The organism is Aquirufa esocilacus, assembly GCF_042715595.1.
Taxonomy (GTDB): domain Bacteria; phylum Bacteroidota; class Bacteroidia; order Cytophagales; family Spirosomataceae; genus Aquirufa; species Aquirufa esocilacus.
Genome location: NZ_JBBKXX010000003.1, coordinates 258,260 through 280,501, shown reverse-complemented (window position 1 = coordinate 280,501; position 22,242 = coordinate 258,260). Strand labels below are relative to the sequence as shown.

Below are 22,242 nucleotides of genomic sequence, written 5' to 3'. Positions count from 1 at the left end.
TCATGGAGAAAAATTTAGTCGTTGGAGGAAGTGGTTTTTTGGGCTTGAATTGGCTGGCTTATTTGCAGCAACACGGTGCAGGTAGTAAGGTCGTAGTTTTCGCGCACGAAAAACCGGCTGGCATTGAATTTCCTTCTTTCGTGACGTTCGTTGAGGGCGATTATGCGGATGCGACAGCTTTGGGTGACTTATTTAGTGCCCATCATTTTGATCGCGTATTCCATTTTGCCTCTTCCATTATACCTGCCATTTCTTCTGAAAATATTCGCCAAGACATCGAGTCTAACTTGTTGCCTACCATCGGTTTGATGGAGATGATGAAAAAGCACCAGGTGTCTAAATTGCTTTATTTATCCACAGGTGGGGCGGTTTACGGGAATGTAACGGAAGAAAAAGTAAAGGAAGAGTATCCTTGTAAGCCTATTTCATCATACGGGATTATCAAGCTAGCCGTGGAGCATTACATCGAATTGTATGCGAAATTATACCAAATCGATTACTTGATTTTGCGCTTGTCTAATCCATTCGGCGAATTTCATCGCTCGCCTAAACAGGGCGTGATCAATATTGCGGTTCGTAAGGCGCTGAGAGGAGAGGTGATGACGGTTTGGGGGGATGGGTCGCAGGCCAAAGATTATATCTACGCCGCTGACATCGGTCAGGCCATCGATGGTTTGATCAAAGCGGGTGTAAAAAATGAAACGATCAATGTGGGTTCAGGCGAATCACTCAGCTTGAACGAGATAATAAATCGCATTCAAACGAAACTGCCCGCATTCGTAGTCGAATACAAAGACGCGAAGTTGACGGATGTGCAGAAAATCTGTTTAGATACGTCGAAATTAGCGTCGAAAATGAATTGGAAAATCACCTCATTCGATCAAGCCTTAGAAGCTACCATCGCGTACGAAAAAGCTAGACTTTCTTAGCCACCAGCACAAAAGTGCAGGCATCCTCATTGCGTGATTTAGCTGTGATGATCTTATCGAAAAAGATGATCAAAGGTTGCAGCATTAAGGACAATAAGAAACGAAGCGGCTTAGGCAATTTGAATAAAAGGCCATCTTGGAATAATTGCAATCCCATCGCAGAACGCCCTAAAATTCCTTCGAAATAAACCACTTCGAATCCCGCTTCCGTCACAATTTTTTTCAAACCTGTCGAAGTCCAACGCCAAAAATCCGTCGGATCCGGGTGAAACATCCAATATCCGTGCGTAGATAAAATCAATTTGCCTTCTTTCTCTAGGATGCGGTGTGCTTCTTTTAAATAGGCTTTCGGGTCTTCCACATGTTCTAAAACTTGTGTTGATAAGACGAATCCGACGCTTTCTTCTGGCATATCGATGATCCCGGCGGGGTCTACGACCACATCGGCTTTCGTATTATAAGCTAAATCTAGACCGATGTATTGTTCCACAAAAGGGGTGAAAAGCGGCTCGTAAGGTTTGTTTCCACAGCCATAATCTGCTAGTAATTGATGTGGCGAATTGCGTACATACAAGGAAATGACACGTTCTAATTGCTTGCGCAACTGGATGAGGTAGTAGTAGCGCGCGGACATGCGGCCCGTGATTTTGGGGTATAAGCGTTCAATGCCAGCTTCTCTACTTTCCATGGGATAGGCGTTTATATTCAATGAGCGAGTTTTTATATTCAATATAATCCGCTGATTGTTTGACGTATTTTCTAAATAAATGGGGCTTATTTTCTCGGTAAGAAACCCGAGCTAAACCTAGGTAGGCGAGCCCTCGGATATCTTTGGTCAATCTTTCTTCGAAAGGAAACGCGATCGCTTTCTGATACCAATATTCCGCTTTTTTCAAGTCCTTGCGTTGCACCTCTTCCCGCATTCCCCGTAAAGTATAGGCGGCACCTGTATAATAGCCTGATTTTATGGCCTCCATTTTTTCAATGTAGGGTTCAGCCTCTTCGAATTTTCCACTCAAAGTTAGTAGTTCGGCTCTTTGCAAGATATACCAGTGGTTGTTCGGGAAATTCTCCACTAACTGTTGGTTGTAGGCCAAAGCTCGGGCGGGATTTCCCTCATATTTATTTTGGACATAGCCCATGTAGAACAAACATTCATTTTTTACAAATAACGTTCGCCGGGTTCCGGCCTCCAGTTGCGTTAGGCCTAATCGCTTATTGCCATCTTGGAATAGAAACATAAAGGGTTTCAATACGGGATGAATTTCTGGGTAGGCGACGCTGTAATAATTGTACATCCCCGATGAATAAAGGAGTTCGGGTTGTTTGTCTGTATTCTGCATGCCTATTTTTAGGAATCCGTAGGCTTTTTTGGCGTAGGAAACGACTTTCATGAAGTTCTGTTCATCTGCTTCATAAGCCGCCAAAAATCCGAGGGAGGCCGTGCAAAAAAAGGACGCTTCTAGGTCGTTTTCATTCTTATTATACAGATTTTGGGCTAATTCATAGGCTTTCTCTAAATGCGCTAAGTAATTTTTACCTTGAGCTGGATGGTCTTTTAAAGGGAAATATTGTTGTTCCCATTGCATCGCTAATAATAGGTAGGGAGCTGGGTGACGCGGGTATTTCGCTTTTAAGGAATTGAATATCGCAGAGGACTCTTTGAAATCGTATTGATATAGGTTGTTTAGGCCTTGAGAAATTTGCGCTTTCGCGGCGGGATCTTGCAAGATTTGGGCTTGCAATTGACTACAAAATAAAAGTAAAAATAGAAGTAACGCCCGAATCATGATAAATGTTTACCCCGCAAATTTAGTTAAGCTATGTGGTTTTTGGGTCGATTTTTTTACTTTTGTTTATAAACCCTACGACATGATTTCATTTGAACAATTTACGCTTGCAAACGGACTTCAAGTCATTGTACATGAAGATCCGTCTACAACCATGGCGGTATTAGATGTGATCTATAATGTAGGTTCTAGGGATGAGGATGAGAATCTAACCGGCTTTGCTCATTTATTCGAGCACTTGATGTTTGGAGGATCAGAAAATATTCCCTCTTTCGATACTCCCTTGCAAAAGGTAGGAGGTGAAAACAATGCCTTTACTACCCCTGATTTAACCAATTATTACATAACCGTTCCAGCTCAGAATATTGAAACAGCGTTTTGGCTGGAATCGGATCGAATGAAACAATTAGCTTTCAATGCGCAAAGTCTGGAAACCCAGCGTAAAGTGGTGATTGAAGAATTTAAACAGCGTTATTTAAATCAGCCATATGGCGATTTATGGTTAAAATTTAGACCCTTAATTTACCAAAAACACCCCTACCGCTGGCCCACGATCGGGGCTGGGATTCAGCACATTGAGGAGGCTCAGATGAGTGATGTGAAAGCTTTTTTTAAAAAGCACTATGTTCCCAGGAATGCCGTACTTGTTGTAGCTGGTCGAGTGAAAGTTGATCAGGTAAAAGCCTTGGCTGAAAAATGGTTCGAACCAATTCCCGCTGGCGTTAAACCGGAACGTAATTTGCCTCAAGAGCCCATTCAAACAGAAGATCGCTCGATGGAAATCGAAGCAGATGTTCCGGCAAATCGCCTGTATAAAGCTTATCGAATGGGTGGCAGATATGAGCCAGGTTACCATGCCATCGACTTGATGGCAGATTTGCTCGGACGTGGCGAATCCTCCTTTTTATATGAGCAGCTGGTTCAAAATCAACGTATTTTCGATACGATTAGCGCTAGTTTGACGAGCTCGATCGATCCGGGATTAGTTGTTATCAGTGGACAGGTTGCTGACAACATCAGCTTAGAAGCGGCTGAAGAGGCATTAGAAAAAGCGATTCAGAAATTTGCTACCTCGAGTATTGCGGAAAAAGACTTGCAAATGGTGAAGAACCAGGCGGAGGCTAGTTTGGTTTTTGGCGAGGTAGAGGTGTTAAACCGAGCCATGAATTTAGCCATGGCGGCGAATGTGGGCGATCCAAATTTGGTAAATACGGAGGCTGAAAAATTAGCCAGTGTTCAGAAAGAAGAATTGGAATCTTGGGCCAATAAATTGTTTATTCAAGGCAAATCGAATACCTTATACTATAAAAAAATAGCCAAATGAAAATTCGCGTAGGTCAAGGTTATGATGTGCATCGCTGGGTAGAGGGTCGTCCTTGTATCTTAGGTGGAGTGGAAATTCCGTCCGAGAAGGGGCCTTTAGGTCATTCGGATGCGGATGTGGTTTGTCACGTATTGTGCGACGCCTTGTTAGGGGCCGCAAATATGCGCAATATTGGGTATCATTTTTCAGACAAAGACCCATTGTGGAAGGGAGTTGCTTCGACGCTTTTATTGAAAAAAGTGATGGAGATGATACGCGAGGCAGGCTGGGAATTAGCGAATGCGGATGTGACGGTGATCTTGGATCAGCCGAAGTTGAATCCGATTATTCCGGCCATTAAGGATAATTTAGCCTTAGTGATGGGAGTGGAGGTAGACCAAATCTCGGTGAAAGCAACCACTTCAGAGGGCTTGGGTTTTGTGGGTAGAGCAGAAGGTATTTCTGCGATGGCAGTGGCCCTTATTCAGAAAGATTAAGATGCAGATAGATTTAGAAAAGGAACGTTTAGAGATTTTGAAGCGCTACCGCAAACTTTTGCGGACGGCAAAGCCTTTTTTAAAGGACGACGACGCAAAGCAAATCAAAAAAGCATTCTTGATTTCAGCGGAGGCGCACAAAGAAATGCGCCGTAAATCCGGCGAACCCTATATCTATCATCCCTTAGCTGTAGCGCAGATTTGCGTGGAGGAAATTGGACTCGGAACTACGTCGATTATTGCTGCGTTAATGCACGATGTGGTGGAGGATACGGATACGACTTTGGCCGATATCGAAAAACAATTCAATCCGAAAATTGCCTCCATTATTGATGGATTAACGAAAATCGCGGGGACTTTTGAATATGGAACCTCTCAGCAGGCAGAGAACTTCCGCAAGATGCTTTTGACGCTTTCAGATGATATTCGGGTGATTTTGATCAAGCTTGCGGACCGTTTACATAACATGCGGACACTGACGAGCATGGCGAAAGAAAAACAGTTGAAGATCGCTTCGGAAACGATTTATTTATATGCGCCTTTAGCTCACCGCTTAGGCTTGAATGCGATTAAATCGGAATTAGAAGATTTAGGTTTGAAGCATACGGAGCCGGTAGCCTACAAAGAAATTGCTGATAAATTGACAGAAAATAAGCGAAGCCGTGAAAGCTTTGTGGAAAATTTCATCAAACCAATCAAGAAAACATTGGACGAGCGTGGATTGAATTATACGATCAAAGGCCGCCCAAAATCCATCTTTTCTATTTACAATAAAATCAAAAAAGGCAACACGCCGTTTGAAAAAATATACGATCTTTTTGCGGTGCGCGTCGTTTTAGATGTGCCCGTTGAAAGGGAAAAATCTGACTGTTGGGAAGTGTATTCTGTGGTGACGGATCATTACCGCCCTAATCCGAGCCGTTTGAAGGACTGGGTTTCTACCCCTAAATCGAATGGTTACGAGTCTTTGCACACAACTGTCATGAGTATGCCTTTTGCGCACGATAAAGAAGGTCGTTGGGTGGAGGTGCAGATTCGTTCGAAGCGAATGGACGAAATTGCGGAGAAAGGGGTGGCGGCACACTTCAAGTACAAAGGAACGGATACACGGACGAGTAAGGCGTTTGAGTCATGGCTTTCGCAGGTGCGTGAAGCTATCGAAGCAAACGACAAGAGCCAATCTGCAGTGGAATTAGTGGAGGACATTAAGAACTCGCTTTACCACGAGGAGGTTTTTGTCTTTAGCCCGAAAGGCAAATTGATTGTTTTGCAATCCGGTGCCACGGCCTTAGACTTTGCTTTTGAGATTCACTCGGAGGTAGGGGCGCGTTGTATAGGGGCCAAAGTAGGCGGAAAACTCGTTCCCTTATCCCATAAATTACAGAATGGAGATCAGATCGAAATCCTAACCTCTTCGAAGCAAAAACCATCGGAAGATTGGTTGCGCATCGTGTATACGACAAAGGCGAAAGCACGCATCAAGGACTTCATCAAAGAAGAGAATAAATCACATATCATTAAGGGGCGCGATTTGATTGAGCACCGCCTGAAGCATTTGGGTTATCCTTTATTGACTTTAGAAATTACGAACCAGTTGCGGGCTTATTTTAATGCCAAAGACGCGAACGATTTGTTCTACCGTTTTGGCAAAACCTACATCAACATCGACCAGCTAAAGCACTGGAAATTAGATCGGGAATTACACGAAAGAAAGCAGGCTGAGAAATCGATTCAAGCGCCTATCGTGGATAGCAAATCCTTTAGAAAGGAGATGCAGCAATACCACAAGGAGCGCAAGGAATCGGATACCTTATTGATCGGAGAGGATATGGATAAGGTAGATTATACTTTAGCCAAGTGTTGTAATCCGATTTCAGGCGATGAGGTGTTCGGATTTGTGACCATTAATGAGGGGATCAAAATTCACCGGGCAGCCTGTCCTAACTCGCCAGAATTACTTTCTCGTCACGGAGATCGAGTGATTAAAGCACAATGGACGTCTCAAATAGCGATGTCATTTGTCGTGGATTTGGTTATCCGTGGTATCGATCGAGTAGGACTTGTGAATGATGTGACTCGTTTGATTTCAGAGAAGCTTCAAGTAAATATTACGGGTCTGAATATTGGGGTGAAAGATGGACTATTTGAGGGTCAAATATCATTAATGGTACAAGACACCGATCACCTCGATAGCTTAAGCGCAGAAATGGAACAAGTTCCGGGCGTAATTGAAGTGGAGCGAAAAGTTTCTTAGTTTTTGTCCGTTATTTTTGCTTATTTTACGTCGTTTTTTTTCCATAAATGTCCCAAGAATTAGATAAACTAGATTCAGTAAAAAAGATCTTCACTGCCTACCTGGAAAACAAGGGTTTGCGGAAGACTCCGGAGCGCTTTGCGATCCTGGAAGAGATCTATTTACGGGACGATCACTTTGATGTGGAGGAGTTGTATATCTCCATGAAAAACAAGAAATACCAAGTCTCAAGGGCTACCGTTTACAATACGCTCGATGTGTTAGTGGAATGCGATTTAGTGGTGAAACACCAGTTTGGACGCAACCAGGCACAATTCGAAAAGTCTTATGGACGTCGTCAACACGATCATTTAATCTGTACCGATTGCCACAAAGTCACCGAATTTTGTGATCCTCGGGTACAAACTATCCAAAGTTTAGTAGGTGAAATGCTGCAATTCAATGTGATGCACCATTCCCTTATTTTTTACGGTTCTTGTACCAACAAGAACTGCGAACACCGAGCAAATTACCAAGCAAGAAATCAAGAATAAAACAATATTATGGCAGTTGATGTATTATTAGGCTTACAATGGGGTGATGAAGGGAAAGGAAAGATCGTAGACGTTCTAGCACCCAAGTATCAAGTAGTAGCGCGTTTTCAAGGCGGACCTAACGCGGGTCACACCTTAGAATTCGACGGTTTTAAGCATGTTTTGCATCAAATTCCATCGGGAATTTTCCGCCAAGAAGTTCAAAACATCATCGGAAACGGCGTTGTTTTAGATCCCATCATCTTCAAAAAAGAGATCGACGGTTTAGCGCATTTCAATTTGGACTTACGTAAAAACTTAGAGATCTCGAAGAAAGCATCGATCATCTTGCCTACGCACCGTTTATTGGATGCGGCATATGAAAAAGCAAAAGGGGATGCAAAAATCGGTTCTACTTTGAAAGGAATTGGACCTACTTACACGGATAAAATCTCTCGTCAAGGTTTACGTGTAGGGGACATGATTTCGCCTGATTTTTCTGCCAAATACAATGCATTAGTTGATCGCCACAAAGCGATTTTGGACGTATATAAATTCGAATACGATTTAGCGGCAGCGGAGAAGGAATTCTTCGAAGCGGTTGCTTTTATGAAAGAGTTCCACCTAGTGGATTCAGAATACTCTGTTAACCATGCCATCACCGCAGGAAAAACGATCCTAGCGGAAGGCGCACAAGGTTCACTTTTGGACGTAGACTTCGGTTCTTATCCATTCGTTACTTCCTCTAACACGATCACCGCGGGTGCTTGTACGGGTTTAGGTGTCGCGCCTAAAAATATCGGTGAGGTTTTCGGTATCTTTAAAGCGTACGCAACACGCGTGGGTTCAGGTCCATTCCCTACGGAATTAGAAGACGAGGTAGGCGAGCGTATGCGGGTGGAAGGCCGTGAATTCGGTTCTACGACTGGTCGTCCGCGCCGTTGTGGTTGGATCGATTTGCCAGCACTTAAATATGCCATGATGATTAATGGGGTGACTCAATTAATTATGATGAAGGCAGACGTATTGAATATCTTTGACGAGATTCAAGTGTGTACCGCATATGAAATGCCAGACGGTACAATTACAGACCAAATCCCTTTCGAAATCACCGATATCAAAGTAAAACCGGTGTACGAAACATTAAAGGGTTGGGCTTGCAGCTTAGAAGGCATGCGCGATTTCAACGAATTGCCTGTCGCTCTAGCGGATTACATCAAATTCTTAGAAAAACACTTGAACCTACCTATTAACTTCATCTCGACAGGTCCAGACCGCGAGGCTTGTGTGTTAAGAGGTTCATTAGCATAAATCATCAAAATGGAGGGGATTTCAGTAGCTGATTTGTACAAGTTCGACGAGATCTATTGGGTCCCGCAGGATAAGTCAGAGTCACAGCTAGCGGAATCCCCTGCTATTGAAGTCGCGCCTGATACCATAGCGGAAGTAAAACCTAAGGTTTCTACCCCTTGGGTCGTTGTAGGCCAAATTGCCGAAACCGAACTTTCCCGCCTGAAGCTTATTTTTTCTGCGCCTCCATTAGTACTAGGGCCATCTGATTGGTCAGTATACACGCCATCGGACGAAGAACCAAGCTTCTCTGAATTCCTGAAAGAGACGAGCGCAAAACGCTATATTTTTATCGGTCAGCAACCCGCTGTTTGGCAAGGAGAATTACCTACCACCGAGATTGACACCATTGAATCCAAATTAGTCTATTTCTTTCCACGCTATATTTCGTCGTTGACTGATGCGGAGAAGACGCTGAAGATGGCGTTTTGGAATGCGTTGAAGGAGATGAAAGGGTAATCACGACTGCGTCGTTTAGTCGCTGCTTCGCAGCTTAGTCATCGCTTCGCGATTTAGTCGGCGCGATGCGCCTTGGTCACGACTAAGCTGCGTAGTTGCGACCCTTTGACCAAGCGACGAATTCGCGACTCAGCCGTAGGCGACTAAGTCACAAAGTGACGACTCATTGACTAAATCGCGTAGCGATGACTAAGTCACAAAGTGACGACTAAGCGAGCGGCTTCGCAGCGAGCTCATACCTCGCCAACGGACTCACATCCTGCCCACAAAATTCCCCCGCTTCTGCCTTAAAGTGACCCGCCATGGCGATCATGCCTGCGTTATCTGTGCAGTAACTAAAAGCTGGTATGAAAACTTCCCAACCTAATTCTTGACCCATTTCGGTAAGTCTTGAACGCAAACCGGAGTTAGCGGAAACGCCACCGGCGATGGCGATTTGGGTGCAGTTCATTTCTTTCATCGCTTTTTTTGTTTTGCGAAGAAGCATGTCGATGAGGGATTTTTGAACAGAGGCGCAGATGTCTGCTTTGTTTTCTTCGATGAAGTTCGGGTTGTTTTTGACTTCTTTTTGTAGGAAGTAGAGGATGGCGGTTTTGATGCCAGAGAAACTGAAGTTCAAACCAGGCATTTCACCTAAGGAGAATGGGAAGCGGTCGGGGTTACCCTCTTTGGCCAACTTATCAATTAACGGACCACCTGGATAAGGTAGGCCGATCAGTTTTGCCGTTTTGTCAAAAGCTTCACCCACAGCATCGTCTTGTGTTTCGCCAATCACCTCCATCTCGAGGGCTGATTTTACCCAAACCAATTGCGTATGGCCACCACTAACGGTCAGGCATAGGAAAGGAAAAGAGGGTCTGGGATCCTCAATGAAATGCGCCAATACGTGCGCCTGCATGTGATTTACCTCGATTAAGGGAATGTCTAGACTCAAGGCTAACGACTTCGCAAAGGAGGTGCCGATTAATAAAGCTCCTAAAAGCCCTGGGCCCCTTGTGAAGGCAATGGCATTCAGTTCATTTTTGTTTATATTTGCTTTTTGCAGGGCCTCTGTCACGACAGGGATGATCGATTTTTGGTGAGCTCTGCTGGCTAATTCGGGAACGACGCCTCCCCATTCGGTATGGATGAGTTGTGTCGAGATGATATTAGACTTCAAAACGCCATCTACCATGACGGCAGCCGAAGTTTCATCGCAAGAAGATTCAATAGCCAGTAGCTTCATAAAAATAGAATTCTGCGCAAAAATACGGCAATATGGTCAAATATCTCAAAATCTTCGTCAAAACAATCCTATATGGGTTGCTGGGGATTTTTTTGCTGATTTTTGCTGGTATTTTACTCCTTAGAGCTCCCATTAACCAGACTTTTTTGGCGAATTATTTGACTCCTAAGATTGAAAAGGCGATCGGGTATCCCGTTAAAATGCGGGGAATTCAGGTCAAGTTTTTTGACGAAGTCAGTATTGTAGGTTTAGAAGTTAAAGATCCCTGGGGGGCAAAAATGATCCAAATTGAACAGCTAGATGTGAATTTTAGCATCACGCATTTGTTCTTGCAGCCGGGAAAACCGAGTTTGGATTATGCCCGTTTGACACGTCCAAATGTTCATTTGATTTTTGAAAAGAAGTCGGGAAAAATGAACATAGAGGAGTTTATTTTGCGATTAGAAAATTGGATATCCGGTGGTGTGAAAGTTCCGAAAAAAGGGCCGGCTTCAATATTTACTATACCCGAAGCAGAAGTAATTGATGGATCTTTTACACTAGATGATAATACCGTTAAAAACGAGGCGACCCGCCGACATTTTGATATTTCGCACTTTACATTAGCCAAAGTGTATTCCAAAGTCAAGAATTTTTACATCAAGAATGATACACTTGGTCTACAAGCGATTGGTTTGCGGACAAAAGACCCGTTAACAGGTTTTGACGTAAAAAGTCTGAATACGGTGTTTATGATTTCGGATCACCAAATGCGTTTCGACCAATTGGATTTGCGCTTTAATGATTCGCGTGTGACTCGGAAATTTGTCGTGAATTACCGCGATATGAGTTCGATGACACGTTGGATTACGGACGTGGATATGCAAGCGGATTTCAATGGTGCGCTGGTGAAAGGGGAGGATTTAGGTCGTTTTGTCGAGGCGATGTACGAGTACAAGGGAATGTATCGATTGAAAGGTGCACTGAGCGGAACGGTGGCGAAATTGAATTTAAAGAAATTTGAATTAGGCTTTGGTTCTAAAAGTGTGTTAAAAGGAGATTTTGGCTTTAAAGGCTTGCCTAATGTGGGCAAGACTGAGATGGATTTTACGATGAGGTCGTCTTTGTTTTATCCACAAGATTTAGGGACCTATATTACGAAGTCGGCGGCTGAAAATATGGCTATTTTAGGCCCAGTGGCTTTTGATGGGCTTTTCAAAGGGAATAATAAAGTTTTCAGAACCGCTGGAAAATTAAAGACCGGCCTGGGTTATGTGGAGGCGGATGTCAAGATGAATTTGCAAGATTCTATGGCATTTTCGCGCTATGATGGAAAGATCAAATTGCAAAAATTCAAGTTAGGTAAGTTGCTTGGGATGGAACCGGTGTTAGGAACCTTGGATGCTGAGGGTCACCTGAAAGGAAGTGGTTTTGCTAAGAAATCAGCTAATATTGATTTTGATGGAAAGGTGTCTGAAATCTATTTTAATCAATACCTCTACCATAAAATTGCTTTAAAGGGGAACTTCCAAAAACAATTATTTAAAGGAGATGTGATTGCCAAAGACACCAATCTCGTGGCGACTATGTCAGGTTTAATTGATCTTCGAGGGTCGAAACCGGTGTATCAAATGCATGGCGAAATTACCCGGTCTAATGTGCATAAATTACGTTTAATCGATACCCCCATCAGTGTTTCTACTGATTTTGAATTAGACTTTAAGGGTGATCGATATGATGATTTGGAGGGCCGTACGCTCTTTTCTAATACGACTCTACGGACCCCCAATAAACCAGATTTATATGTGGAGTTAGTGACGTTATCTTCACAAAATGGACCCCAACAAAAGCGACACTATAAATTGACATCTGATTTAGTTTCGGCAGAAATAAGTGGAGATTTCACCCCAAGTCTTTTGCAATCTCAGCTAGGTCAATTAGCGAAAGAATATGCCTTATATTTCCAAAAAGGAGCTGACGAACGCTGGGGATATTATGCCACACAAAAGCATGAAACGGAGACGAAATACAAAGCGGACTTTACCGTAGTTTGTCACCGGATTGATCCGATTTTAGCGCGTTTTTTCCCCTCTGTTCAAATTGGAGAAAATACCGTTTTCTCAGGAAATATAGCCAAAGGACGAACCCTTTCGGTGAGTTTGGAGGCTTATCCAGACACCCTGGTTTTTGGTGGATATCATTTTTATCAATCTGTTTTTTCTTTCCAAAGTTCTAAATTTTTAGGGGCTCCCGAAGTATCCTCTAGTCTCGTTTTTACGTCTAGAAAACAGCAATTAAACTTCTTAACTCCCACGGAGAATTTTAAATTGGATGCGCTCTGGGATCAAGATCGAATAAATTTTGGGCTTGATTTTAAGCAACAGGGGGAAGAAAATTCTGCTCACCTTGCCGGTGCTTGGGCCTTTGAAGAGGAAGGCTTGTCTCTTAAATTTAAGGACACCTACTTCCGTATTTTAAATCAAGACTGGGCGATGGATGCGGCCAATAAAATCACTATTCGGGGTCCTGAATGGAAAGCTGATCGAGTGGTTGTTTCTAATCAAAATCAATCCATTTCCTTACAAGGCAGCCTTTCAAACGATACGACGGAGACAATTAAATTGCGGGCAAATCATTTTCAATTAGCGACCTTAAAGCCGTTGTTTGCCACCAAGACCCAAGGAGAATTAAATGGGGAAATTGCCATTCAGGATTGGTACCATCATACGCGTTTGGATTCTTGGTTGTTAGTGGATTCGCTTCGGTTGAATAAGTTTTATATCGGTAATTTGCAGGGTGTGGGAACGTATTTGGCTGATGAAAAAGTGATGGATTTGAACCTGAATTTGAATCGCCAAGGTGAAACTGTTTTGTCCCTGACAGGGGGATACAAACCTTTTGAAGAAGAACAAAAATTAAACATAAAGGCGGAATTAAATCAAACAGATTTGCAGATTTTAGAGCCTTTTACAGAGGGTGTTTTCTCCGGTTTGAAAGGTTCCGCTTCGGGTAATTTACATATTGGAGGATTGCCTACTAAGCCTGAAATAACAGGCGATATCGTGTTTTCGAAAGCGGGGGCTGTCTTTGATTATTTGAAAACGTCCCTGTCTGTATCAGATACGGTAAACTTTACGCCTAGAAAAATTGTAGCTAAAAATTGGACGGTGCTAGATCCAGAGGGGAATAAAGCCTTGGTGAATACAAACCTATTTTTCCCAGAGGACAAACCCTTTGAATTAGATATTCAGGCGAATTTAAATCGCTATAAATTGTTGAATACAAGCCGAGAACCCAACTCCATTTATTATGGTTTGGGCTACGCTTCTGGTCCTATGCGTGTTTCCGGAACAATCGATAATTTAGTAGTTTCAGCTGATTTAAAATCGGAAAAAAGTACGCGGTTATTCATTCCTTTGGATCGGGAGGAAGATGCGACAGAGGCGGAGGATTATTCGTTTGTTTCTGATTTGAAAAAACCTACGACTGATCAAGCAGTAGCGAATGTATCGTCGAAATTACAAGAGGATGGGATTACCCTTGATTTGCGTTTAGCCTTGACTCCGGAGGCTTACGGGGAGGTGCAATTTGATGCAAAGAAAGGGGATGTGATGCGAATGTATGGCTCGGGTAATATCAAGATGAATTTGGACAAAAAAGGAGCGTTCAAAATGGTGGGGGATTATGCGATCGATCAAGGGGATTACACGTTTACTCTTCAGAATTTAATCAATAAAAAATTCGCGATTCAACGCGGTTCGAAAATATCTTGGACGGGAGATCCACTAGAAGCGAATGTGAATATTAAGGCGATCTATACGCAATATGCATCCTTATTCCCCATCTTGTTAGATACCACGAATAAAGGCAATTTACCGGAGTTTAAGCGACGGTATCCAGTGGATGTGACGATCAGCTTGCAAGATCGCTTATTGTCCCCTAGCGTGAACTTTGATATCGGTATACGAGACTACCCGAAAGACATGACTTTGAATGGGGCGGTTACCGCTTTTACAAACCGAATCAAAACGGATGATCAGGAGCTGACTCGCCAGGTGAGTAATATCTTGTTATTTGGGCAATTGGTTTCTCCTTTTGGTGGAAGCGGTTTGGCCTTGGGTAATTTGATGGGAAATTTCACGGAAATGTTGTCGAATCAATTAAGTAATTTGGCCTCCAAAATCAATAAGGATTTAGATATTTCTGTGTCTCTAGGCGGGGGAGCTTTGAACCAAGATATTCTGTCGAACTTACAATTGCGCGCTTCTTATAACTTTAATGACCGTCTACGCATCACCCGAAGCGGTGGGTTTACGGATGCTAGAAATCAAACGAGTCCGCAGATTTTAGTAGGGGATTGGGCTTTGGAATGGTTTGTTCGTCCGGACGGCAGCCTACGGTTAAAAACGTATAACCGCAACGTTCAAACGACAATCTTAGGATCCTTTAACTCCTATCAAATCAACCAAACAGTGGGCGCCAGCTTGCTGTATAACAAGGGATTCAATACATTCTTTTGGCAAAAGAAGAAATAAAAAAGGCCACCCTTTCGGATGGCCTCTCTTATAAAATTTGGAGGAAATTATTTTACCTCAAATGCACCTGTTCCGATTTGGAAACCCTCTGCATATAATTCAACTGAATATTTACCTGGCTTGTAAGCAACACCGCCACGAGGGTAAGTAACTGCTACTGTTTGGCCATCATTCGTATATTGGAAAGATTGTTTAGCAGTATAAGCTACTTCTTTACCGTTGATAGAGATACGGCCAGAACCGATCGCTTCATCTGACAAGGTAGCACCTTCGCCATCGATTACACGAACGTAAACCGTCTTGTTCTCTAATTTGGTGATCGGGTTAGTAGCTAAGCTAAATAACACTTTCAATTTCTCGATTTTCTTTCCATTCAAACGTGCTCTCTCTGTTTCTTTACCTTTTGCATTCACCGCTAAAACCTTTAAGTTTTGAGCTTTCAACGCAGCTGCGATACTCACCTTGCGCGCTAATTCTTTGTTGCGTTGGCTAACAGAAGATAGCGTATCGTTTAACGTTTGGTTTTGTGTTTTTAAACCAGAATTCTCGTTGTTTAACGTCGTGTTTTGCGTCGTTAACGTTTGATTGCTCTCTGTCAAAATGCCGTTTTGCTTTTTCAATTCAACGATTTCTCCGTCTTTAGTCGTTAATACCGCGTTGTATTCCTTGATCTTCGCTTCGTAAGAGGCGATAGTCGCGTGGTTTGAATTCTTTAAAGAGGCTTTATCTTGTTCTAGTTGAACTTTCAACGCTTCTAAATCCGCTACTTGGCCACCTAAAGATTTGATTTCAGCAATTTTAGCATCTAATTGCGTCGAAATTGAGTCTAATGAAGAGCGCGTGTTAGCTAATTCGGTTGCTTTTTGCTCGATTTGAGCAGCTTGATCCGTTGTTGTTTGGTACGAACGGAAGTACAAAACTCCTAATACTGCCGTTAGCAAGGCTAAGACAATAATGGCTGTTTTTGAATTGTTGTTAGGCGATTGTTCCATTTGGTATAAATTGATTTTTAAGGGTTTATAAATTTTAATGGCGCAAAATTACAAAATAAAGTCCACAATTCCGGGGGTATTTCGGATTGAAGACTCTTTTTGATTAATTTGCAGTACATATTTGTATCCTATGCCTACATACGACTTTATTGTCATCGGTTCTGGAATTGCTGGTTTATCCTATACGGTTAAGGTGGCTGACTATTTTCAGGAACGTCAAATTCCCATCAAAATTGCCTTGATTACGAAGACTGTGGCCGAAGAAACGAACACAAAATACGCGCAAGGTGGGATTGCAACGGTTTGGGATACAGCCGATTCTTTCGAAAAACATATCGACGATACGATGGTGGCGGGGGACTTTGTGAGCGATCGCAAAGTGGTGGAAATCGTCGTAAAAGAGGCGCCTGAACGCTTAAAAGAGTTGATTGCCTACGGTACGGATTTTGATCGCCAAGCGGATGGGTCTTTTGATTTGGTGAAAGAGGGAGGCCACTCCGATAAGCGTATTTTACATCATAAGGATTCCACCGGAAATGAGATTGAAAGGGCTTTATTAGCCAAAGTAAAATCGTATGCCTGCGTGGATTTCTTCACACATTATTTTGCCGTAGACTTAATTACCCAACACCATTTAGGAGAGAAAGTAACGAAAGATACGCCGGGTAAGAAGTGTTTTGGGGTATATGTATTGAATCTCAAGACGAATAAAATTGAAACCTTTTTAGGGAAAACTACCCTATTGGCCATGGGCGGAATTGGTCAAGTCTATCAATCGACAACCAATCCCACGATAGCGACAGGCGATGGAATCGCGATGGCTTATCGGGCAAAAGGTTTTGTGCAAGGAATGGAATTTATTCAATTTCACCCTACTGCCTTATATCATCCAGGTAAAAAACCTTCTTTCCTTATTTCTGAAGCTGTTCGCGGACATGGAGGTATATTGAAGAACCAAGATGGGTCTACTTTTATGGATAAGTACGATGCGCGCTTGTCTTTAGCCCCCCGAGATATTGTGGCGCGCGCGATAGATTCGGAGATGAAAAAGAATGGAACAGACCACGTTTTCTTAGATACACGCCACATCCCGAAAGAAGAGATTCTACAGCATTTCCCGATGATTTATAATCATTGCTTACAGGTATTGGGAATTGATATGTCCAAAGAAATGATTCCAGTCGTTCCCGCACAGCACTATTTATGTGGCGGAATTATTGTCAACGAATCTAGTCAAACGAACATCGAAAACTTATATGCTGCCGGTGAATGTTCGTTTACAGGTCTGCATGGAGCGAATCGTTTGGCCTCGAATTCCCTGTTAGAAGCCATTGTTTATGCTCACCGTGCTTTTGAAAAATCGGTTTCCGAATACGGTACGCACGTATTACCGGATGGTATCCCAGCTTGGAATGATGACGGCACACGTCATCCAGAGGAGATGGTTTTGGTAACAGAAATGACCCGCGAATTAGAGTCGATTATGTCGAATTATGTGGGAATTGTTAGAACAGATCGCCGCTTAAAAAGAGCTTATGATCGCTTGGAATTGATCTATTTAGAGCATGAAGAATTGTACCGTCAATCGAAAATCACGGTGCCAATGTGTGAATTACGCAATATGATTAATGTGGCCTATTTGATTATCAAACATGCCCGGGCACAACGCGAAAACAAAGGCTTGCACTATAACCTAGATCTGATTCTTTAGGTAAGAGACGATTACCTCTAATCCTTTTTCGAAGTGGTGATTGTTCGGAATCACGATGTCGCAACTGCGTTTGTGTGGCCGAATATATTCTTCGTAAGTAGGCTTCACGTGGTATTTCCAGCGGTACATGACATCTTGTAAATCATAACCACGCTCTTCATTATCGCGCTTAATTCTGCGCTTTAATTTGATTTTATCTTGGGCGTCAATAAAGATTTTGAGGTCCAAAAGCTGTGCCACCTCCGGGAAGTGAAACACAAAAATCCCTTCTACCACTAAGATTTTACGGGGATGAAAATGCAACATGTCAGGCACTTTCTCCGTGTTGTTGAAGGTGTATTCTACCCGACTTACTACTTCGCCATTACGTAATCTTTCGATGTCAGCCGCAAAAGCTTGGTCATCTATCGCACCGGGCAAATCAAAGTTCTCAATACCATTGTGATCTTTGGTTTGGTGCTCAATGGGGCGGTAGTAATTATCTTGAGACAAAAGACAGATGTCATCCGTCTTAAACTGTTCCATTAATCGGCTTAAGAAGAGGGTTTTGCCAGAGGCGCTACCTCCGGTGATACCGATAATAAAAGGACGTTCGATTGTTGACATGTGTATTAATTCCGCTGCAAATTTGCGAAAAGGTTTTTATTTAAGCTAAAAAACGCCTTTCATTTTCGGAATTTGAGGTAAATGGCCACCTCATCTTTCGTCTTTGTTTCCACATATTGCAGCCCGGATTGCTCGAATTCATCGATAATTTCCTGTTCAAAAAACAAGTCTTTTCCACAGCCCTCATGTTGTAGTCGCTCTGTTTTTGAGATTTCTTCTTCTATGATGACGATGCCATTCTCGTTTAATGAACTTTTAATTTTCGAAAGCATAGATGGGCGATCTTCGAATTCGTGCCAGGCGTTAAAGACCCAAATTTGATCTTTTTTCTGCAGGTTCTCTGGATTTAATTCGACCTCCGTTTTCCAAGGCAATCCCGTTTTTTCTGTAAAATAGTCAATGCTCTCTTGTATATCCTCCTCATTTACGAGTGGATCTACCAGTGCGATGTGGTGTGCAGGGTAATGTAGGCAGAGGCTTACTTCCCACCAGCCATGACCACACCCGATCGAAGCGAGGTGATCTTCCTTTTGCCAAAGCCCAAATTCGTAGAATTCTTTCATTGGCTCGCAATTTAAGGTATATTTGGTCAATAAAATAAAAACAACATGGCGATTTTTATTGCACCGACGGCAAGCGTAATGGGCCGCGTTATTGTCTCAAAGGATGTGTCTGTCTGGTATGGCGCAGTGATTCGTGCAGATGTGGAGGAGATTCACCTAGGCGAAGGATGTAATATTCAAGATAACGCCGTTTTACACGCAGATGAGGGTGATAAAACCATCATCGGGCCTCACGTCACAGTTGGTCATGGTGCCATTGTACACGGAGCAGAAATAGGGGAGGGGAGTTTAGTAGGAATGCAGGCTACGGTGTTAAATAGGGCCAAAGTAGGTAAGTTTTGCCTCATCGGTGCTCACGCATTAGTCACGGAAGGAATGGAAATTCCAGATTACTCGCTCGTTTTAGGTACACCCGCTAAAGTCGTCAAGACCCTCAATGAAGACCAAATCAATCGCCTAAAATATGGGCCACCTCATTACGTAAAAATGGGTGCCGAACATAAATCAGGCAAATTCCCTTTATTAACTGCAGCAGACTTCGAATAATGGAACTCATACTCATTCGCCACGCACACGCGGGTCCACATACGGCAGACGACAAAGGTCGCCATCTCTCAGAAAGAGGCATCGAAGAAGCTCTCCTTTTAGGCGAATGGATGCATTTGAAGCAATTTCCTGCAGGGTTTTGGTTAATCTCAGACGCCATTCGAACACGAGAAACGGCAGAATTACTAGGCAAGCCCTTTTCGGAATTTGAGTTATCTGAATTTTGGTATATCTCTAGCGGTCCGGATTATTTGACTGAAATCGCAAAGCGAACGGAACCCATTTTGTACCTTGTCGCGCACAATCCATCCATTTCTTATTTAGCCTCATATTTAACCGGCGATATGATTCAAATGGAAACAGCCGGTTGCGTATCTTTGCATTTTCCGGGTCTAAGCTCTTGGTCAGAAATCACCAAAGGCTCCGCCACCATCACGCATCAACTATGAACAAGAATCAGAAAGTATTTCGTTGGGTGTTAATATTATTTACTCTCCTGATGATCGCGTTAGCGGTTCAGATGGCAAGCAATACGACTGCGCCCTGGAATAAGAAAAAGCATTCTAGTCGGTAGGTAGTGGTCATCGCTTTGCGATTTAGTCACGACTGCGTCGTTTAGTCGCCGCGCTGCGGCTTAGTCGTTAAATATTTCATAAACGCATCGCCGCAGGCGATTCCAACTCTATGCTTTATTCTTTGTGCTTTATGCTTTAAAAGAGAGCTGTAGATTTTTCTCTCTACTCTCCACTCTCTAATCTATACTCTAAAGTACGCTTTCAATGTGCTTCAGATGATGCGTGCAATGCCACGCATAAATGCCCAACACTTTGTCTAAAGGGTAGGTAAACCCGCGTTCAGGATGTAAATAGGTTTTCTTCCAATCCGATTCGGTTAATGTTTCCATTAAGTATACCCAACGCAAGTGGATGTAGCGTAAACCCTCAATAGACCAAGCGATAGGTGCTTGATTGCCGTCTGGCATCGATGCCCAATCGTCTTCGCTGTAGGGTTTGATGGTCGGATTTTCTTCTGTTAATGCCATTTTGAAACGGATGTAGCTGTTCATATGGCTATCCATTAAATGGTGGATAACTTTTCGTGCTGACCAGCCGCCGTCACGGTAAGGTTTTTCTAATAAAGTTTCATCAACCCCCTTTAATAAGGATGTTAAATCGTCAGCTGTCGTTGCGATCGTTTTGATCCAAGCAGCTCTGATTTCTGGCGTAATAACCTCTGGCTGTTTGTATTTCCCGATTGGGTATTGCAATGGGTTCAATTCTGTACTAGACATTCGTATAAAATTTAGTGATGTCGATAGCTGCTTCTCTCGTATTTGCAATCAAGGGATGAACCCCTGTTTTGATGGCTTCTAGCATTTCTTTGGCCGTATCTTTACTCAAATGTGCGACGTGTAATGTAAGTAAAGTTTCGCCTTCTTCGATTTCTAAAGGAGTGCAAACGCGGAAATTTTCTGTACCAAGAGCGGCTAACTCCGCTGCCTGAACCTTAATGGCTTGGAAGCTGGCTTCTAAATCCTCTTCGGATGTACCGACGATCTCCAATACCTGGACTTCTTGTGCTGCTTTCGCTTTCAAGGAGGCTGCAATGGCTTCATCCAAGCCTTTTAATTGCTGGCATAAGACAAAGTAGTTTTTGCCCGTTCTTAAGCGCTCGCGGATGGATTGGCGGATGAAGTAGGTCAAAGAATCTGTCACATTAAGCCCGATTTCGGCCATTTGCTTGAAGATTAATGAGCTAGGCGACATGCCTGGAATCGTGTTAGGATCGTGTAAAACGACAATGCCATTCGTATCTAAGAATCCATCGATGCGGGTACAAACGCCAAAGCCCAAGTCTTCAAAAGCTTGTTTTACCTGCGCTTGAATCACTTGAAGGTGAGCAAGGCTCGCATGCATGGGGATGCGTTTGCGTGTTAATTTTGATTTGTATTTGGCATTAAAATCAAACACTTCAACCGATTCATCGATGACGATTTCGGTAGGAGGTAGGGCCACTGCCTGTCCGGCAGGGGTTTGGATGACACCGCAGCTAAATTCGTTTCCATTCACGAATGACTCTAATAAGATGGCATCCTCCGAGTGAATAGATTGAATGCTTGCTTTTGTAACGGTATGCGTGAAGTACTCGCGTAGGGCTTCTAATAAGTGAGCCGGGTGGTGGTAAACTTGTTTTTGGAACACGACTGGGAAACCAATTCCCTCGTCTAGATTCACCATTTTTTGCAATAAAGCTACTTGTGCCTCGTCGTCTAGTTTAATCCACTCCTCGCGGTAAATTTCCTCGATGAAAAGACATTTCTTAATGGCTTGATCGAAAATTTCGAGGGAATCCTCTTTCACGAAAGCAAGACCGATGGAGGATCCTTGGTGAGGAGCTTTGGCCACAAAAGGGATACCGATTTCTTTTTTTACTTGCTCGAAAAGAGTTTCGCGACCATACTTGTTATAATCATCTCTTTGTAAAACGAAAAATTTCTTCTCCAAACCAACGGACTTCTTCAGCCATTCATTTTGTTTGGCTTTATCAATACCAATAGCCGATCCTAGTACACTAGGTCCCGAATAAGGAATGTTGTACCACTCTAATAGTCCCTGAATACTGCCGTCCTCTGCACCTGGACCGTGCATCGCGATGAAGGCAAAGTCAAAGTGTTTCGCAAAATCAGCTGGCTGAATAATCGTGCCGACTTCTTTTAAGAGAGCCGTAGCATCCGCATCTGGCAAAGATTCGATGTAAACGTTGAAAGGAGCTGTTTGTAAGCGTTTAGGTGGGTAAAATGAACGAATCGATTCCTCGAAAATGAGCTCTTCCTTGATCAAGATGAAATTGCCTAAGCTATCCACAAAAACGGGGATAGGCTGAAACAAAGCCTTGTTCAGGTGGGCCATGGCTGTTTTGCCTCCTAAAAAACTGATCTCCCGTTCACGTGCGGGGCCACCAAAAAATATTCCTATCCGCATCATATGCCTT

General features: G+C 43.1%; 19 protein-coding genes. 11 read left to right on the top strand and 8 right to left on the bottom strand.

Annotation, left to right across the window (positions count from 1 at the left end; translation table 11 throughout):
- Positions 1-2: 2 nt before the first annotated feature.
- Positions 3-929 carry an NAD-dependent epimerase/dehydratase family protein gene (locus tag SKC37_RS09800; protein ID WP_377981302.1) on the top strand — a complete coding sequence of 309 codons (927 nt, stop codon included), beginning with the start codon at positions 3-5 and terminating at the stop codon, positions 927-929.
- On the opposite strand, the gene SKC37_RS09795 is transcribed toward SKC37_RS09800, so the two are convergent.
- Both SKC37_RS09795 and SKC37_RS09790 read right to left on the bottom strand, forming a co-directional pair.
- A complete protein-coding gene (locus SKC37_RS09795) occupies positions 916-1,617 on the bottom strand; it encodes a class I SAM-dependent methyltransferase (protein WP_377981301.1) in 702 nt (233 codons plus the stop codon). The genes SKC37_RS09800 and SKC37_RS09795 overlap by 14 nt on opposite strands.
- Positions 1,607-2,719: a tetratricopeptide repeat protein gene (locus tag SKC37_RS09790; RefSeq protein WP_377981300.1), complete on the bottom strand. Its 1,113-nt coding sequence runs from the start codon at positions 2,717-2,719 to the stop codon at positions 1,607-1,609. Before SKC37_RS09790 ends, SKC37_RS09795 begins: the two co-directional genes overlap by 11 nt.
- Positions 2,720-2,801: 82 nt before the next feature.
- On the opposite strand from SKC37_RS09790, the gene SKC37_RS09785 reads away from it, so the two are divergent.
- From SKC37_RS09785 to SKC37_RS09760, 6 genes are read left to right on the top strand one after another with little or no spacing between them, the layout of a single operon-like run.
- Positions 2,802-4,043, top strand: a complete 1,242-nt coding sequence (locus tag SKC37_RS09785) for a M16 family metallopeptidase (RefSeq protein WP_377981299.1) — start codon at positions 2,802-2,804, stop codon at positions 4,041-4,043.
- On the top strand, positions 4,040-4,519 hold the full coding sequence (ispF, locus tag SKC37_RS09780; RefSeq protein ID WP_377981298.1) for a 2-C-methyl-D-erythritol 2,4-cyclodiphosphate synthase: 480 nt from the start codon (positions 4,040-4,042) through the stop codon (positions 4,517-4,519). The genes SKC37_RS09785 and ispF overlap by 4 nt, the downstream gene beginning before the upstream one ends.
- A 1-nt stretch (position 4,520) precedes the next feature.
- Positions 4,521-6,773, top strand: coding sequence for a RelA/SpoT family protein (locus SKC37_RS09775; protein WP_377981297.1), 2,253 nt, complete (start codon positions 4,521-4,523; stop codon positions 6,771-6,773).
- A 47-nt stretch (positions 6,774-6,820) separates the two neighbouring features.
- Positions 6,821-7,306, top strand: a complete 486-nt coding sequence (locus SKC37_RS09770; protein ID WP_130895069.1) for a Fur family transcriptional regulator — start codon at positions 6,821-6,823, stop codon at positions 7,304-7,306.
- Between the two features lie 9 nt (positions 7,307-7,315).
- Positions 7,316-8,596: an adenylosuccinate synthase gene (locus tag SKC37_RS09765; RefSeq protein ID WP_377981296.1), complete on the top strand. Its 1,281-nt coding sequence runs from the start codon at positions 7,316-7,318 to the stop codon at positions 8,594-8,596.
- 9 nt (positions 8,597-8,605) lie between these two features.
- Positions 8,606-9,094 (top strand): hypothetical protein, encoded by a 489-nt coding sequence (locus tag SKC37_RS09760; RefSeq protein WP_377981295.1) that lies wholly within the window; start codon positions 8,606-8,608, stop codon positions 9,092-9,094.
- 208 nt (positions 9,095-9,302) lie between these two features.
- Here the strand turns inward: SKC37_RS09760 and tsaD are convergent, their stop codons facing one another.
- Positions 9,303-10,319, bottom strand: coding sequence for a tRNA (adenosine(37)-N6)-threonylcarbamoyltransferase complex transferase subunit TsaD (tsaD, locus tag SKC37_RS09755; RefSeq protein ID WP_377981294.1), 1,017 nt, complete (start codon positions 10,317-10,319; stop codon positions 9,303-9,305).
- Positions 10,320-10,351: 32 nt separating this feature from the next.
- Between tsaD and SKC37_RS09750 the strand changes: the two genes are divergently transcribed.
- Positions 10,352-14,833, top strand: coding sequence for a translocation/assembly module TamB domain-containing protein (locus tag SKC37_RS09750; RefSeq protein WP_377981293.1), 4,482 nt, complete (start codon positions 10,352-10,354; stop codon positions 14,831-14,833).
- Positions 14,834-14,880: 47 nt separating this feature from the next.
- Here the strand turns inward: SKC37_RS09750 and SKC37_RS09745 are convergent, their stop codons facing one another.
- Positions 14,881-15,825 carry a hypothetical protein gene (locus SKC37_RS09745; protein ID WP_377981292.1) on the bottom strand — a complete coding sequence of 315 codons (945 nt, stop codon included), beginning with the start codon at positions 15,823-15,825 and terminating at the stop codon, positions 14,881-14,883.
- Positions 15,826-15,955: 130 nt separating this feature from the next.
- Between SKC37_RS09745 and nadB the strand changes: the two genes are divergently transcribed.
- Positions 15,956-17,536 (top strand): L-aspartate oxidase, encoded by a 1,581-nt coding sequence (nadB, locus tag SKC37_RS09740; protein ID WP_377981291.1) that lies wholly within the window; start codon positions 15,956-15,958, stop codon positions 17,534-17,536.
- Here the strand turns inward: nadB and udk are convergent.
- Together udk and SKC37_RS09730 are read right to left on the bottom strand one after the other, a co-directional pair.
- The gene (udk, locus tag SKC37_RS09735) at positions 17,519-18,142 is read right to left on the bottom strand and encodes a uridine kinase (RefSeq protein WP_377981290.1); all 624 of its coding nucleotides are present in this window, start codon (positions 18,140-18,142) and stop codon (positions 17,519-17,521) included. The two genes, nadB and udk, sit on opposite strands and share 18 nt — an antisense overlap.
- Before the next feature lie 59 nt (positions 18,143-18,201).
- Positions 18,202-18,705: a hypothetical protein gene (locus SKC37_RS09730; RefSeq protein ID WP_377981289.1), complete on the bottom strand. Its 504-nt coding sequence runs from the start codon at positions 18,703-18,705 to the stop codon at positions 18,202-18,204.
- 45 nt (positions 18,706-18,750) lie between these two features.
- Here SKC37_RS09730 and SKC37_RS09725 point away from each other — a divergent pair, with 45 nt between their 5' ends.
- Together SKC37_RS09725 and SKC37_RS09720 are read left to right on the top strand one after the other, a co-directional pair.
- Positions 18,751-19,251, top strand: coding sequence for a gamma carbonic anhydrase family protein (locus SKC37_RS09725; protein WP_377981288.1), 501 nt, complete (start codon positions 18,751-18,753; stop codon positions 19,249-19,251).
- The gene (locus SKC37_RS09720; RefSeq protein WP_377981287.1) at positions 19,251-19,700 is read left to right on the top strand and encodes a SixA phosphatase family protein; all 450 of its coding nucleotides are present in this window, start codon (positions 19,251-19,253) and stop codon (positions 19,698-19,700) included. The genes SKC37_RS09725 and SKC37_RS09720 overlap by 1 nt, the downstream gene beginning before the upstream one ends.
- A gap of 314 nt (positions 19,701-20,014) precedes the next feature.
- Here the strand turns inward: SKC37_RS09720 and SKC37_RS09715 are convergent, their stop codons facing one another.
- Positions 20,015-20,542 carry a YfiT family bacillithiol transferase gene (locus SKC37_RS09715; protein WP_377981286.1) on the bottom strand — a complete coding sequence of 176 codons (528 nt, stop codon included), beginning with the start codon at positions 20,540-20,542 and terminating at the stop codon, positions 20,015-20,017.
- Positions 20,535-22,235 carry a D-alanine--D-alanine ligase family protein gene (locus tag SKC37_RS09710; RefSeq protein ID WP_377981285.1) on the bottom strand — a complete coding sequence of 567 codons (1,701 nt, stop codon included), beginning with the start codon at positions 22,233-22,235 and terminating at the stop codon, positions 20,535-20,537. Before SKC37_RS09710 ends, SKC37_RS09715 begins: the two co-directional genes overlap by 8 nt.
- Between the last annotated feature and the right edge of the window lie 7 nt (positions 22,236-22,242).

What these genes read in the sequence shown, in the direction of transcription:
- SKC37_RS09775 (WP_377981297.1), top strand. Translation starts at nt 4,521, where the DNA reads ATGCAGATAGATTTAGAAAAGGAACGTTTAGAGATTTTGAAGCGCTAC.
- SKC37_RS09790 (WP_377981300.1), bottom strand. Translation starts at nt 2,719, where the DNA reads ATGATTCGGGCGTTACTTCTATTTTTACTTTTATTTTGTAGTCAATTG.
- SKC37_RS09770 (WP_130895069.1), top strand. Translation starts at nt 6,821, where the DNA reads ATGTCCCAAGAATTAGATAAACTAGATTCAGTAAAAAAGATCTTCACT.
- SKC37_RS09745 (WP_377981292.1), bottom strand. Translation starts at nt 15,825, where the DNA reads ATGGAACAATCGCCTAACAACAATTCAAAAACAGCCATTATTGTCTTA.
- nadB (WP_377981291.1), top strand. Translation starts at nt 15,956, where the DNA reads ATGCCTACATACGACTTTATTGTCATCGGTTCTGGAATTGCTGGTTTA.
- SKC37_RS09715 (WP_377981286.1), bottom strand. Translation starts at nt 20,542, where the DNA reads ATGTCTAGTACAGAATTGAACCCATTGCAATACCCAATCGGGAAATAC.
- SKC37_RS09725 (WP_377981288.1), top strand. Translation starts at nt 18,751, where the DNA reads ATGGCGATTTTTATTGCACCGACGGCAAGCGTAATGGGCCGCGTTATT.
- udk (WP_377981290.1), bottom strand. Translation starts at nt 18,142, where the DNA reads ATGTCAACAATCGAACGTCCTTTTATTATCGGTATCACCGGAGGTAGC.
- tsaD (WP_377981294.1), bottom strand. Translation starts at nt 10,319, where the DNA reads ATGAAGCTACTGGCTATTGAATCTTCTTGCGATGAAACTTCGGCTGCC.
- ispF (WP_377981298.1), top strand. Translation starts at nt 4,040, where the DNA reads ATGAAAATTCGCGTAGGTCAAGGTTATGATGTGCATCGCTGGGTAGAG.
- SKC37_RS09730 (WP_377981289.1), bottom strand. Translation starts at nt 18,705, where the DNA reads ATGAAAGAATTCTACGAATTTGGGCTTTGGCAAAAGGAAGATCACCTC.
- SKC37_RS09795 (WP_377981301.1), bottom strand. Translation starts at nt 1,617, where the DNA reads ATGGAAAGTAGAGAAGCTGGCATTGAACGCTTATACCCCAAAATCACG.
- SKC37_RS09710 (WP_377981285.1), bottom strand. Translation starts at nt 22,235, where the DNA reads ATGATGCGGATAGGAATATTTTTTGGTGGCCCCGCACGTGAACGGGAG.
- SKC37_RS09760 (WP_377981295.1), top strand. Translation starts at nt 8,606, where the DNA reads ATGGAGGGGATTTCAGTAGCTGATTTGTACAAGTTCGACGAGATCTAT.
- SKC37_RS09720 (WP_377981287.1), top strand. Translation starts at nt 19,251, where the DNA reads ATGGAACTCATACTCATTCGCCACGCACACGCGGGTCCACATACGGCA.
- SKC37_RS09750 (WP_377981293.1), top strand. Translation starts at nt 10,352, where the DNA reads ATGGTCAAATATCTCAAAATCTTCGTCAAAACAATCCTATATGGGTTG.
- SKC37_RS09785 (WP_377981299.1), top strand. Translation starts at nt 2,802, where the DNA reads ATGATTTCATTTGAACAATTTACGCTTGCAAACGGACTTCAAGTCATT.
- SKC37_RS09765 (WP_377981296.1), top strand. Translation starts at nt 7,316, where the DNA reads ATGGCAGTTGATGTATTATTAGGCTTACAATGGGGTGATGAAGGGAAA.
- SKC37_RS09800 (WP_377981302.1), top strand. Translation starts at nt 3, where the DNA reads ATGGAGAAAAATTTAGTCGTTGGAGGAAGTGGTTTTTTGGGCTTGAAT.